The organism is Pseudomonas sp. B611, assembly GCF_055407965.1.
On record NZ_JBUZST010000010.1, the window covers coordinates 99891 to 112463 of the forward strand.

The following is a 12573-nucleotide window of genomic DNA, read 5'->3' on the forward strand; positions in this document are numbered from 1 at the left end:
AAAGTACGGTTAAAGCCTTCTGGTGCAAGACTTTAGGCAAATTGACATCTGGATTTATATCAATATAGTGGTGCGGGCCCTGCGTGGGGGGTCTGTCTGATGATTTGAAGCATAAATAGGAGGCCACATGGCTGACAAAAAAGCGCAGTTGATCATCGAGGGCGCAGCCCCCGTCGAGCTGCCCATTTTAACCGGCACCGTTGGTCCCGATGTTATCGACGTGCGGGGCCTGACGGCCACGGGCCGTTTTACATTCGACCCAGGCTTCATGTCGACCGCCTCTTGCGAGTCGAAGATCACCTATATCGATGGTGATAATGGCATTTTGCTGCATCGCGGCTACCCGATCGAGCAACTGGCCGAGAAATCGGACTACCTGGAAACCTGCTACTTGCTGCTAAATGGCGAACTGCCAACAGCTGAGCAGAAAGCCCAGTTCGTCAGCACCGTAAAGAACCACACCATGGTTCACGAGCAGTTGAAGACCTTCTTCAACGGCTTCCGCCGCGACGCCCACCCGATGGCCGTCATGTGCGGTGTGGTCGGCGCCCTGTCGGCCTTCTATCACGACTCCCTCGACATCAATAACCCGCAGCATCGCGAAATTTCCGCGATCCGCCTGGTTGCCAAGATGCCGACCCTGGCCGCAATGGTTTACAAGTACTCCATGGGCCAACCCATGATGTACCCGCGCAACGACCTGACGTACGCGGAAAACTTCCTGCACATGATGTTCAACACCCCGTGCGAGATCAAACCGATCAGCCCGGTGCTGGCCGCAGCGATGGACAAGATCTTCATCCTCCACGCCGACCACGAGCAGAACGCATCGACCTCTACCGTGCGCCTGGCAGGTTCCTCGGGGGCCAACCCGTTCGCCTGTATCGCCGCCGGCATCGCTGCACTGTGGGGCCCTGCCCACGGCGGTGCGAACGAAGCCGTATTGACCATGCTCGATGAAATCGGCGATGTGTCCAACATCGACACGTTCATCGCCAAGGCCAAGGACAAGAACGATCCGTTCAAGTTGATGGGCTTCGGTCACCGGGTCTACAAGAACCGCGACCCGCGCGCCACCGTGATGAAAAAGACCTGCGACGAAGTGTTGAAGGAACTGGGCATCAAGAACGATCCGCAACTCGAACTGGCCATGCGCCTGGAAGAGATCGCCCTGACCGACCCGTACTTCATCGAACGCTCGCTGTACCCGAACGTCGACTTCTACTCGGGGATCATCCTCAAGGCAATCGGCATTCCAACCAGCATGTTCACCGTGATCTTCGCCCTGGCGCGGACCGTGGGCTGGATCTCCCACTGGAAAGAAATGCTCTCCAGCCCGTACAAGATTGGCCGCCCACGCCAGCTGTACACCGGCTACGAGTCGCGTGACATCACCAAGCTGGAAGATCGCAAGTAAGCATTCAACTGCTTAGGTGCATTGAGAACGGCCTCCCTTAGTGGAGGCCGTTTTTGTTTGTGTCGCCTGTACCATCGCCATCGCAGGCAAGCCAGCTCCCACATTCGACCGAGTACACCCCTTGGAATGCAGTCAAATGTGGGAGCTGGCTTGCCTGCGATTAGGCCCGAACAGCCACCCCTGAACCCCAGACAAAAAAATACCCCGGCCTTGCGACCGGGGCACTTCTTATCCAGCTACAACCTTAGTGAGAAACCGCCCCACTCGCCCCCAGGCCAGTTTGCGAACGCACAAACTGCGGGAAGTACAGCGCACGCTCTTTCTCTGCCGCCGCCGACTTGTCGGTGATGGAGAAGAACCAGATGCCGACGAACGCAATGATCATCGAGAACAGCGCTGGGTACTCATAAGGGAAGATGGCTTTTTCATGGTGCAGGATCGAGACCCAGATGGTCGGGCCGAGGATCATCAGGCCCACGGCACTGATCAAGCCCAGCCAGCCGCCAATCATGGCGCCACGGGTGGTGAGGTTTTTCCAGTACATGGAAAGCAGCAACACCGGGAAGTTACAGCTGGCGGCAATGGAGAACGCCAGGCCGACCATGAACGCGATGTTCTGGCTTTCGAACAGGATACCCAGGCCGATTGCCAATACACCCAAGGCGACGGTGGTGATCTTCGACACGCGAATCTCATCTTTCTCGTTGGCCTTGCCTTTCTTGATCACGCTGGCGTACAGGTCATGGGACACCGCTGACGCACCGGCCAGGGTCAAGCCGGCAACCACTGCGAGGATGGTGGCGAACGCCACGGCCGAGATGAAGCCCAGGAAGATACTGCCACCCACCGCGTTGGCCAGGTGCACCGCCGCCATGTTGTTGCCACCGAGCAAGGCGCCTGCTGCATCCTTGAAAGCCGGGTTGGTGCTGACCAGCAGGATCGCGCCAAAGCCGATGATAAAGGTCAGGATGTAGAAGTAACCGATGAAACCCGTGGCGTAGAACACGCTCTTGCGGGCTTCTTTAGCGTCGCTGACGGTGAAGAAGCGCATGAGGATGTGTGGCAGGCCAGCAGTACCGAACATCAGGGCCAGGCCCAGGGAGAATGCCGAGATCGGATCCTTCACCAGACCGCCAGGGCTCATGATCGCCTCGCCTTTGGCGTGAACCTTGACCGCCTCGGAGAACAGCGTGTTGAAGTCGAAGTTGACGTGCTTCATCACCATCAGCGCCATGAACGAGGCACCGGACAGCAACAGCACAGCCTTGATGATTTGCACCCAAGTGGTCGCCAGCATGCCGCCGAACAACACGTACATGCACATCAGGATACCCACCAGGATCACCGCAACATGGTAGTCCAGGCCGAACAACAGCTGGATCAGCTTGCCCGCACCGACCATCTGCGCGATCAGGTAGAACGCCACCACCACCAGGGAACCACAGGCCGACAGGCTGCGGATCTGGGTTTGCCCGAGGCGGTAGGACGCCACGTCGGCAAAGGTGTACTTGCCCAGGTTACGCAGGCGCTCGGCGATCAGGAACAGGATGATCGGCCAGCCCACCAGGAAGCCGATCGAGTAGATCAGGCCGTCATAACCGGAGGTGTAGACCAGCGCGGAAATCCCCAGGAAGGACGCCGCCGACATGTAGTCACCGGCAATCGCCAGGCCGTTCTGGAAACCAGTGATCTTGCCACCGGCCGCATAGTAGTCGGCCGCCGATTTGTTGCGCTTGGATGCCCAGTAGGTGATGCACAGGGTGGCACCGACAAACGCGACAAACATCACGATGGCCGATACGTTCAGGGGTTGCTTGTGCACTTCACCGGTCAATGCGTCCGCCGCCCAAAGGGCCGGAGCAAAGAACGAAGCGCCGAGTAGTGCCAGTAGACGACCGATCATTGCGCAGCCTCCTTGAGAATCGCATTGTTCAGGTCGTCAAATTCGCCATTGGCCCGGCGCACGTAGATACCGGTCAGGATGAAGGCGGACACAATCAGTCCGACGCCCAGGGGAATGCCCCAGGTAATCGAAGAGCCAGGGCTGATCTTGGCCCCCAGCACTTGTGGCCCGTAGGCGATCAACAGGATGAAAGCGGAGTAAAGCCCGAGCATGATCGCCGAGAGAATCCAGGCGAACCTTTCCCTTTTTCTCACCAGCTCCTTGAAACGCGGGCTGTTTTGAATCGAGAGGTAAATGCTGTCGTTCATTGTTTTTATCCTCGCAGCACAGCTTTTTTATTATTTTGGAACGTATCCACTGTATGCGGCTGCCGTAGAGGTTCCAGACGACCTTAGTCTTAGATCGAGTGTAGCGAGGGATTGTCAGAGCGCAGGAGGATTTACAAACGGTAAAAGTAATGTGGGAGGGGGCTTGTGTGGGAGCGGGCTTGCTCGCGAATACGGTGGTTCAGTCAACAGATGTATTGACTGACACACTGCCTTCGCGAGCAAGCCCGCTCCCACACAAGCCCGCTCCCACATTAGGTGTGTGGCGGGCTTGCTACAGGTTATTTACCGATCCACTCGGCCACACGCTCAGGGTGCTTGGCCACCCAATCCTTGGCCGCCGCGTCCGGCTTGGCGCCCTCTTGAATGGCCAGCATGACTTCGCCGATTTCATCCTTGGAGGCCCACTGGAATTTCTTCAGGAAGGCCGCGACTTCCGGTGCTTTCTTCTCCAGGCCCTTGCTGCCGATGCTGTTGACGGTCTCAGCAGCGCCATACACGCCTTTTGGATCTTCCAGGAAACGCAGTTTCCACTTGGCGAACATCCAGTGCGGCACCCAACCAGTGACCGCAATGGATTCCTGCTTGTCTTCGGCACGGGTCAGTTCGGCGATCATCGCTGCGCCCGAACTGGCTTGCAGCTTGTAATCGAGGCCGTACTGCTTGATCGCTTCGTCGGTTTTGAGCATCACGCCTGAACCGGCGTCGATGCCGACGATCTTGTTCTTGAAGGTGGTGTCGGTCTTGAGGTCTTCGATGGATTTGGCTTTCACGTACTCCGGCACGATCAGGCCGATTTTCGCATCCTTGAAGTTAGGGCCGTAGTCGACCACCTTGTCCTTGTTCTTGGTCCAGTATTCACCGTGGGTCACCGGCAGCCAGGCAGACAGCATGGCGTCGAGTTTGCCGGTGGCCACGCCTTGCCACATGATCCCAGTGGCAACTGCTTGCAATTTCACGTCATAACCGAGCTTGGCCTTGATCACCTCTGCCGCCACATGCGTGGTGGCAACGCTGTCGGACCAACCGTCCACGTAGCCGATGCTCAGGGTTTTGCTGTCGGCGCTGGCCAGTGTGGAGCTCATCGCAACTACCAGAGTGGCAGCTGCGCCCAAGAGTCGTCGCATCTTCATCGTACTTCCCCGAAAGTGCTGCGCCCGACGGATGCCGAGCGACGTCAACCTGTTGTTATGTGGTGCGCCGCGCGCCCTTCACGCGCATCGATCCGGCTGCTGCGGCATCAGTGGAGTGCTGACACTTCGATCATCAACCCGCAAGGACTTGGAACCTGCTCTGTCAGCGACCTCACCCGAGCAAGAAACGACATCACAACGCCAGCAGGACGCTTTGTAAGGTTTGGCGTCAAAATCCCGCCCGAACTTTGCATGTCAAAATTATGCAGCCCCACTGGGATGGGCCAAATCCGGGTAAGATGCGCGCCTTTGCTCCCCCAGATAAGCCGACCATGCCCGCGACTTCCCGCTTTCCTGCCCTGCCCTATTTCTTCGCCTTGATCCTTGGCCTGCTGGCCCTGGTCGGTTATTGGTATGGCCTCGGCCGGCCAGTGGTATTGCCCGACGTCGCCAGTGCTTCGCACAAGATGCAGTGCGCGTCCTACACGCCTTTCGACAAGGACCAATCCCCGTTTGACCAGCCGCTCAAACTGCGCCCGGAGCGCATGGACGCGGACCTGGCCCTGCTGGCGACCCGCTTTGAGTGCGTGCGTACCTACACCATGGTCGGCCTGGAAGCCTTGCCAGACATGGCGCGCAAGCATGGCTTGAAGGTGATGGCCGGTGCCTGGGTCAGCAGTGACCCGGTGGCGACCGAAAAAGAAATCAACGAACTGATCGCCTCGGCCAACGCCCATCCGGATGTCATCACGTCGGTGATCGTCGGCAACGAAGCGCTGCTGCGCAAGGAAGTCACGGCCACGCAGTTGGTGAAGCTGATCCAGACGGTCAAAAGCCAGATCAAACAGCCAGTGACCTACGCCGACGTGTGGGAATTCTGGCTGCAACACCCGGAAATCGCCCCGGCAGTGGACTTCCTCACCATTCACTTGCTGCCGTACTGGGAAGATGACCCGTCCGGGATCGACCAGGCGCTCAAGCATGTAGGCGATGTACGCCAGACCTTCGGCAACAAGTTCGCGCCCAAGGACATATTGATCGGCGAAACCGGCTGGCCCAGCGAAGGCCGCCAGCGTGAAACCGCAGTGCCGAGCCGGGTCAACGAGGCCAAGTTCATGCGCGGTTTCGTGGCCATGGCCGAAGCCAATGGCTGGCACTACAACCTGATCGAAGCCTTTGACCAGCCGTGGAAACGCGCCAGTGAAGGCGCCGTGGGTGGCTATTGGGGCCTGTTCGATGCAGACCGCCAGGACAAAGGCATCCTCGCCGGGCCGGTGACCAACGTTCCTTACTGGCCGTTGTGGCTGGGTGTAGGTGGGTTGATCCTGCTCGGTACATTGACGCTGGGTGGCCGTGTGCGCAGCACCCGTGCCGCGTTTGCCCTGCCGCTGCTGGGCGCGGTGGCGGCCTGTTCCATCGGCAGCTGGGCCGAACTGACCCGCATCACTGCACGTTTCAATGATGAATGGGTGTGGGCAGGTTTGCTATTGGCGCTGAACCTGCTGGTACTCGCCCACGCCGCCCTGGCCTTGAGCGCCCGGGAAGGCTGGCGTGAGCGGGCGTTCAACTGGCTGGAGCAACGTGCTGGCTGGCTGATGGCGATTGCCGGGTTTGCCGGGTCAGTGATGATGTTGGCGTTGGTGTTTGACCCGCGCTATCGCAGCTTCCCGAGTGCCGCGCTGGTGTTGCCGGCCTTGGTTTACCTGGTTCGTCCGGTCACTGGCCCGCGCCGGGAAATCGCCTTGCTGGCCTTTATCATCGGTGCCGGCATTGCGCCGCAGTTGTACCGTGAAGGTCTGTTGAACCAGCAGGCTTGGGGCTGGGCGATGGTCAGCGTGTTGATGGTTGGGGCTTTGTGGCGGTGCTTGCGGGTGCGCAAGGCTTAACACCGCTTTCGCGAGCAAGTCGAATCGTCGCACCGCCGCTCCCACATTTTGACCGCATTCCAAAGGATGTACTCGGTCAAGTGTGGGAGCTGGCTTGCCTGCGATGAGGCCCTATCAGGCGCCCCGAGGCTTCCTGACCAACCGCAACCCCGCCACCACCAGCGCAAACACTGCAAACGTGGTGTTGTACAACGCCAGCGCCGGCAACCCGAACACCATCCCCAGCAGCGCCAGCCACCAGCCCACACGGCCCGGCACAAAAAACGCGACGACCGCCGCAACCAACGCCGTCCAGCCCAGCACCTTGAAGTGAATCATCAAGCCCAGGTTCGAACGCAACTGGCATTCCCAGCGCCCGGCTTCTCCGGCACAGATCCCAACCCAGCTGCCATCCTCCATAAAACCGTAGCGCGCGCCATAACTGGCAGCCAGCCACAGCGGCAGGGCAATAAGCAGCAAAATCAACGGCAAGCGACGGGACATGGGGGACTCCGATAGGCAAAAACGGCGCTCAGCTTAATGCCCCGGTGGCCGTTAGCAAGGCGCATACACACAATTAGTGTCCATCAAAGCGTGGCAAAGTGTATCGTCTGGCTACTATTACCCCGATTCCGACGTTATTTTCCGACATTTCGTGCCGTGTGATGGCACTTCGGCGACAGCGCGGTGGTCATAGCCTGCGAACTTCATTTAGCACGTTTCCTCTTAGGGATTTAGTCATGCTCCGTTCCTTGCGCTGTGCCGCCCTATTGGGCAGCCTTTTTCTGAGTGCGTCAGCACTGGCGGTCGATATCGACCAAGCCAGCTATGGCTACCCTTTGACCAACCCGTTTGAAGCGACCATCGCCACCACCCCGCCCGACCTTCGGCCAAAGCTGCCGAGCAACGACGAGATCAATCAGTCCGACTACACCCTGACGATGCGCCCCGAGCGCGAATTCAGCCTGCCCGACAACTTCTGGCCGGTGAAGAAGCTCACTTACCGCATCGCCAAACAGGACCGCGCGGCACCGCTGATCTTTCTGATCGCCGGCACCGGTGCGCGGTTCGACAGCAGCATCAACGAATACCTGAAAAAGCTGTATTACCAGGCTGGCTACCACGTGGTGCAACTGTCATCGCCCACCAGCTTTGACTTCATCAGCGCCGCCTCACGCTTCGCCACCCCGGGGATCACCCAGGAAGACGCCGAGGATATGTACCGCGTGATGCAAGCCGTGCGCGCACAGAACGCCTCGCTGCCGGTGACCGACTTCTATCTCACTGGCTACAGCCTCGGCGGCCTCGATGCGGCATTCGTGGCCAAACTGGACGAGACCCGTCGCAGCTTCAACTTCAAGAAAGTCTTGCTGCTGAACCCGCCGGTCAACCTCTACACTTCGATCACCAACCTCGACAAGCTGGTGCAAACCGAGGTCAAGGGCATCAACAACACCACCACCTTCTATGAATTGGTGTTGAACAAGCTGACCCGTTACTTCCAGCAGAAAGGCTACATCGACCTCAACGACGCCCTGCTCTACGACTTCCAACAGTCCAAGCAGCACCTGACCAACGAACAGATGGCCATGCTCATCGGCACCTCGTTCCGCTTCTCGGCGGCCGACATTGCCTTTACCTCGGACCTGATCAACCGTCGCGGCCTGATCATCCCGCCGAAGTACCCGATTACCGAAAGCACCAGCCTCACGCCGTTCCTCAAGCGCGCGCTGCAATGTGACTTCGACTGCTACCTCACCGAGCAGGTGATCCCGATGTGGCGCGCCCGCACCGACGGCGGCAGCCTGCTGCAACTGGTTGACCAGGTCAGCCTGTACGCCCTCAAGGACTACCTGCACAGCAGCAAGAAAATCGCCGTCATGCACAACGCCGACGACGTGATCCTCGGCCCTGGCGACCTCGGTTTCCTGCGTAAAACCTTCGGCGATCGCTTGACCGTCTACCCACTGGGCGGCCACTGCGGCAACCTCAATTACCGCGTCAACGCCGACGCCATGCTGGAGTTCTTCCGTGGCTAAATATCTTCTGCTGCTCGCCGCCTTGATGTGCGCGGGCGTGGCCAATGCCGACAACAGCAAGGCCCATGAGCCAATCAAGGTCGACTCCGATGGCTTCAAGGAGCCGCTGTCCAAGCTCAAGTTCAACCCCGGCATGGACCAGCGTGAGTTCGAGCGTTCGTCGCTGACCGCACTCAACGTCTACGACCCGCTGGAGGCCTGGAACCGTCGGGTGTACCACTTCAACTACCGCTTCGACCAATGGGTCTTCATTCCCGTGGTCAACGGCTACACCTACGTGACCCCAAGCTTCCTGCGCACTGGCGTGAGCAACTTCTTCAACAACCTGGGCGACGTGCCCAACCTGTTGAACAGCCTGCTGCAGCTCAAGGGCCATCGCTCCCTGGAAACCACCGGGCGCCTGCTGCTCAATACCACCGTCGGCATCGCCGGCCTGTGGGACCCGGCCACCGCCATGGGCCTGCCACGCCAGAGCGAAGACTTCGGCCAGACCCTGGGCTTCTACGGCGTGCCCGGCGGTGCGTACCTGGTGTTGCCGGTCTTCGGCCCGTCGAACCTGCGTGACACCACCGGCCTGATCGTGGACTACACCGCAGAGAGCCAGATCAACTTCCTCAACGTATCGGAAGTCAGCTCCAATCACCCGGAAATCTGGGCTCTGCGCGCGGTGGACAAGCGGTACCAGACCAGCTTCCGGTATGGCCAGATGAACTCGCCATTTGAATATGAAAAAGTTCGGTATATATATACCGAATCACGCAAACTACAGATCGCTGAATAACGCCAAACAAGCAACATTAAACAGGCTGCCCGACAAGTTCGGACAGCCTGTTTATAAGGCATTATAAAGTTACACACATCTGGTCACTTAGCCTCATGGAACTTCCCCAAACAGAAACTCACTTACTAGGGGCGATCCATGCTCGAATCACTCAACATAGAGAGCATGGAATGATTCAGTAACTGTTCAATGAGGGATGGATTTTTTATGATAAGGCGTCCAGATTCAATTGCATTACCTAGGTACCCAACGTTACCCCACGGGAAAACCCCAACCCCACCGCGATACCCTTCAGACGCACCCACCGCAAATACGGGCCGTACGCCGAACGACCGGCGCTCAGCAGAAGAAATCGCCAGACATCCGTTGTTCAGTTCGTTAAAAAACCACCCAAAAATAATAGAAGATTTTAAGACCCAAGTGGGTGGTGATTGGAACGATAGCAAACTTGACCCGGACACTCGAGCAAACATCGCGGCAAATGCCGAGCGCGTACTTACATATATCGACAGCCTCGGAGGCGCGCACTCCAAGGCCAACAATAATAAAATCGACGGCAAACACAACGGCCCCACGCTTCCTATCCCCGAGAAGTTTCGTGGCCCGGAATCTGAAATCGCTTTATTCTCCGAATCGTGGCGGCTGCTGGACTTTTCCAAAGACGGTTACTCAGCGCTGCTGCGCCCTCCTTTACCGCCGTTGTAACTTGGTGAATTGATACGATCGCACCGGGCGCAAGCTGCCTGAACCGCGCCCGCCCGGTGCACCTCATGCCTTGATCCTACGCAAACCTCTGCTCACGGCCATCACCCCCAACAGCACCACTGCCCCGGCAACGATCCCCGCCACGCCATTCAGCAGCGTAGGCACCAACCACGCCACGCCGCCCGCGCCTTGGCTCACCGTCTCGATCCAGTGATGCACCACCGGCACGCCGTGGGTCAGGATGCCACCGCCTACCAGGAACATCGCCGCCGTGCCAATCACCGACAGGCTCTTCATCATGTACGGAGCCGCACGCAAAATCCCGCCGCCAATACTGCGCGCTGCCTGGCCAGGTTTCTGGGTGAGCCACAAGCCCAGATCGTCCAGTTTGACGATGCCAGCCACTAGCCCGTAGACGCCGACGGTCATGACGATAGCAATGCCGGACAGCACGATCACTTGCTGCATCAGCGGCGCATCCGCCACGGTGCCGAGGGTGATGGCGATGATTTCGGCAGAGAGGATGAAATCGGTGCGAATTGCGCCCTTGATCTTGTCCTTTTCGAACGCCACAAGATCGGTTGCCGGATCGGCTACCGCCTCGACCAAATGCGCGTGCTCGGCCTTGTCCTCATCCTTGCTGTGGAGGAATTTGTGCGCGAGTTTTTCGAAACCTTCAAAACATAGATAAGCGCCGCCGATCATCAACAACGGCGTTACTGCCCAAGGCGCAAATGCGCTGATCAACAGCGCGGTGGGCACCAGGATCAATTTGTTAATAAATGAGCCCCTGGCCACCGCCCACACCACCGGAATTTCCCGCTCGGCGCGCACACCGGAAACCTGCTGGGCATTCAACGCCAGATCGTCGCCCAGTACGCCAGCGGTCTTCTTCGCGGCCATTTTCGTCATCAAGGCAACGTCGTCGAGTACCGCGGCGATATCGTCGATCAATACCAACAAGCTGCTTCCTGCCATGACTCGGTCTTCCATCAAAAGGGATACGCCGAGCATAGCGCGGCGCAAGGCTTTGCGGGCACCTTGTTGAGGCTCGCGGATAGCCGGTGCTACCATGCGCAACCGCCAGTCTTGGCAAGGAAAGTCCAGGTTTATGAGCAGCATTCGCGAGCGCAACAAAGAAAAAATCCTGCGGGCGGCGAGCGAGGAGTTTGCCGACAAAGGCTTCGCCGCGACCAAAACCAGCGACATCGCCGCCAAGGCCGGGCTGCCCAAGCCCAACGTCTATTACTACTTCAAGTCCAAGGACAACCTCTACCGCGAGGTGCTCGAAAGCATTATCGAGCCGATCCTGGCCGCCTCCACGCCATTCAATCCGGATGGCGAACCCAAAGAAGTACTGAGCAACTACATCCGCTCGAAAATCCGCATCTCCCGCGACCTGCCGTTTGCCTCCAAGGTATTCGCCAGCGAAATCATGCACGGCGCCCCGCACCTCAGCGCGGAGCAGGTCGAACAACTCAACGCCCAGGCCAAGCACAACATCGACTGCATCCAGAACTGGGTGGATCGCGGCCTGATCGCGGCCATTGACCCCAACCACCTGATGTTCAGCATCTGGGCGGCGACACAGACCTACGCGGATTTTGACTGGCAGATCTCGGCGATCACCGGCAAGGCCAAGTTGGATGAGGCGGATTATGAGGCGGCGGCGTTGACGATTATTCGGTTGGTGTTGAAGGGGTGTGAGCCGGACTGATACAGCGCGGTGCCTGTGGGATTCGCGCTCCCACAGGGGTATTGTGCCAGACACACAATGTATGAACACCGCAAATCCAATGTGGGAGCGGGCTTGCTCGCGAAAGCGCCCTCCCCGACACATCTTGCCAAAAGCCTGCCGATCAACATCTACCAACCGGATCTAGCCTCTCAGAACCCCACTTGAAGAGAGGCCATGGAATGCCTGATCTTGCTACCTCACACCGCCTGCGCATCGGACGGTTCAGCGAACCCGACCGCATCTACCTGATTACCACCAACACACATGAACGAGTGCCTTTATTCACCAACTTTCATCTGGGTCGCCTGGTGGTTTGGCAATTCAGACTCGCTCAATATCAAGGGCTGGCTAACTCCCTGGCGTGGGTGGTGATGCCCGATCACTTCCACTGGCTGATCGAACTGCAAAAAGGCTCACTGGGCGATCTGATGTGTCAGGTGAAGTCGAAAAGCACTCGAACCGTGAATGGCGCCACAGGCCGCAAAGGCAGGCTTTGGCAATCCAGTTTTCATGACCGGGCACTGCGTAAGGAAGATGACTTGGTGAAGATGGCTCGGTATGTGGTGGCGAACCCATTGCGGGCGGGGTTGGTGGAGCGCATTGGCGACTATCCGCTGTGGGATGCGGTTTGGGTATAGGGCAGAGACCGAGTTGCCCCTTTCGCGA

The 12573-nt window shown here is 58.5% G+C and carries 12 protein-coding genes; 7 read left to right on the plus strand and 5 right to left on the minus strand.

The genetic code is table 11. The annotated features are described in order from the left end of the window. The first annotated feature begins 127 nt into the window (after window positions 1–127). Window positions 128–1417 carry a citrate synthase gene (gltA, locus tag ACZRMO_RS20460; RefSeq protein ID WP_110624989.1) on the plus strand — a complete coding sequence of 430 codons (1290 nt, stop codon included), beginning with the start codon at window positions 128–130 and terminating at the stop codon, window positions 1415–1417. 244 nt (window positions 1418–1661) lie between these two features. On the opposite strand, the gene ACZRMO_RS20465 is transcribed toward gltA, so the two are convergent. From ACZRMO_RS20465 to ACZRMO_RS20475, 3 genes are all read right to left on the minus strand, one after another. Then, on the minus strand, window positions 1662–3320 hold the full coding sequence (locus tag ACZRMO_RS20465; RefSeq protein WP_463974005.1) for a cation acetate symporter: 1659 nt from the start codon (window positions 3318–3320) through the stop codon (window positions 1662–1664). Beyond that, window positions 3317–3628 (minus strand): DUF485 domain-containing protein, encoded by a 312-nt coding sequence (locus ACZRMO_RS20470; RefSeq protein ID WP_003190001.1) that lies wholly within the window; start codon window positions 3626–3628, stop codon window positions 3317–3319. Before ACZRMO_RS20470 ends, ACZRMO_RS20465 begins: the two co-directional genes overlap by 4 nt. A gap of 299 nt (window positions 3629–3927) precedes the next feature. Then, window positions 3928–4779, minus strand: coding sequence for a glycine betaine ABC transporter substrate-binding protein (locus ACZRMO_RS20475; RefSeq protein ID WP_124525326.1), 852 nt, complete (start codon window positions 4777–4779; stop codon window positions 3928–3930). A 332-nt stretch (window positions 4780–5111) separates the two neighbouring features. Here ACZRMO_RS20475 and ACZRMO_RS20480 point away from each other — a divergent pair, with 332 nt between their 5' ends. Beyond that, window positions 5112–6665, plus strand: coding sequence for a glycoside hydrolase family 17 protein (locus ACZRMO_RS20480; RefSeq protein WP_463974006.1), 1554 nt, complete (start codon window positions 5112–5114; stop codon window positions 6663–6665). Between the two features lie 114 nt (window positions 6666–6779). On the opposite strand, the gene ACZRMO_RS20485 is transcribed toward ACZRMO_RS20480, so the two are convergent. Continuing rightward, window positions 6780–7148: a hypothetical protein gene (locus ACZRMO_RS20485; protein WP_463974007.1), complete on the minus strand. Its 369-nt coding sequence runs from the start codon at window positions 7146–7148 to the stop codon at window positions 6780–6782. 236 nt (window positions 7149–7384) lie between these two features. On the opposite strand from ACZRMO_RS20485, the gene ACZRMO_RS20490 reads away from it, so the two are divergent. The 3 genes from ACZRMO_RS20490 to ACZRMO_RS20500 all read left to right on the plus strand — a co-directional run bounded on the left by ACZRMO_RS20490 (window position 7385) and on the right by ACZRMO_RS20500 (window position 10169). Continuing rightward, a complete protein-coding gene (locus ACZRMO_RS20490) occupies window positions 7385–8683 on the plus strand; it encodes a serine protein kinase PrkA (RefSeq protein WP_017734345.1) in 1299 nt (432 codons plus the stop codon). Continuing rightward, entirely contained in the window at window positions 8676–9464 is a 789-nt protein-coding gene (locus tag ACZRMO_RS20495) for an MlaA family lipoprotein (protein WP_124525329.1), read from the plus strand. The genes ACZRMO_RS20490 and ACZRMO_RS20495 overlap by 8 nt, the downstream gene beginning before the upstream one ends. 366 nt (window positions 9465–9830) lie before the next feature. After that, entirely contained in the window at window positions 9831–10169 is a 339-nt protein-coding gene (locus tag ACZRMO_RS20500) for a hypothetical protein (RefSeq protein ID WP_463974008.1), read from the plus strand. A gap of 63 nt (window positions 10170–10232) precedes the next feature. On the opposite strand, the gene ACZRMO_RS20505 is transcribed toward ACZRMO_RS20500, so the two are convergent. Beyond that, window positions 10233–11147 carry a DUF808 domain-containing protein gene (locus ACZRMO_RS20505; RefSeq protein WP_463974009.1) on the minus strand — a complete coding sequence of 305 codons (915 nt, stop codon included), beginning with the start codon at window positions 11145–11147 and terminating at the stop codon, window positions 10233–10235. A 133-nt stretch (window positions 11148–11280) separates the two neighbouring features. Here ACZRMO_RS20505 and ACZRMO_RS20510 point away from each other — a divergent pair, with 133 nt between their 5' ends. Beyond that, a complete protein-coding gene (locus ACZRMO_RS20510) occupies window positions 11281–11886 on the plus strand; it encodes a TetR/AcrR family transcriptional regulator (protein WP_463974010.1) in 606 nt (201 codons plus the stop codon). Between the two features lie 200 nt (window positions 11887–12086). Next, a complete protein-coding gene (locus ACZRMO_RS20515; RefSeq protein ID WP_463974011.1) occupies window positions 12087–12545 on the plus strand; it encodes an REP-associated tyrosine transposase in 459 nt (152 codons plus the stop codon). Window positions 12546–12573: the final 28 nt, after the last annotated feature.

Excerpts from the sequence above, each read along its gene's own strand:
- ACZRMO_RS20490 (WP_017734345.1), top strand. The coding sequence starts at position 7,385 with ATGCTCCGTTCCTTGCGCTGTGCCGCCCTATTGGGCAGCCTTTTTCTG.
- ACZRMO_RS20505 (WP_463974009.1), bottom strand. The coding sequence starts at position 11,147 with ATGGCAGGAAGCAGCTTGTTGGTATTGATCGACGATATCGCCGCGGTA.
- ACZRMO_RS20510 (WP_463974010.1), top strand. The coding sequence starts at position 11,281 with ATGAGCAGCATTCGCGAGCGCAACAAAGAAAAAATCCTGCGGGCGGCG.
- ACZRMO_RS20515 (WP_463974011.1), top strand. The coding sequence starts at position 12,087 with ATGCCTGATCTTGCTACCTCACACCGCCTGCGCATCGGACGGTTCAGC.
- gltA (WP_110624989.1), top strand. The coding sequence starts at position 128 with ATGGCTGACAAAAAAGCGCAGTTGATCATCGAGGGCGCAGCCCCCGTC.
- ACZRMO_RS20480 (WP_463974006.1), top strand. The coding sequence starts at position 5,112 with ATGCCCGCGACTTCCCGCTTTCCTGCCCTGCCCTATTTCTTCGCCTTG.
- ACZRMO_RS20465 (WP_463974005.1), bottom strand. The coding sequence starts at position 3,320 with ATGATCGGTCGTCTACTGGCACTACTCGGCGCTTCGTTCTTTGCTCCG.
- ACZRMO_RS20470 (WP_003190001.1), bottom strand. The coding sequence starts at position 3,628 with ATGAACGACAGCATTTACCTCTCGATTCAAAACAGCCCGCGTTTCAAG.
- ACZRMO_RS20485 (WP_463974007.1), bottom strand. The coding sequence starts at position 7,148 with ATGTCCCGTCGCTTGCCGTTGATTTTGCTGCTTATTGCCCTGCCGCTG.
- ACZRMO_RS20475 (WP_124525326.1), bottom strand. The coding sequence starts at position 4,779 with ATGAAGATGCGACGACTCTTGGGCGCAGCTGCCACTCTGGTAGTTGCG.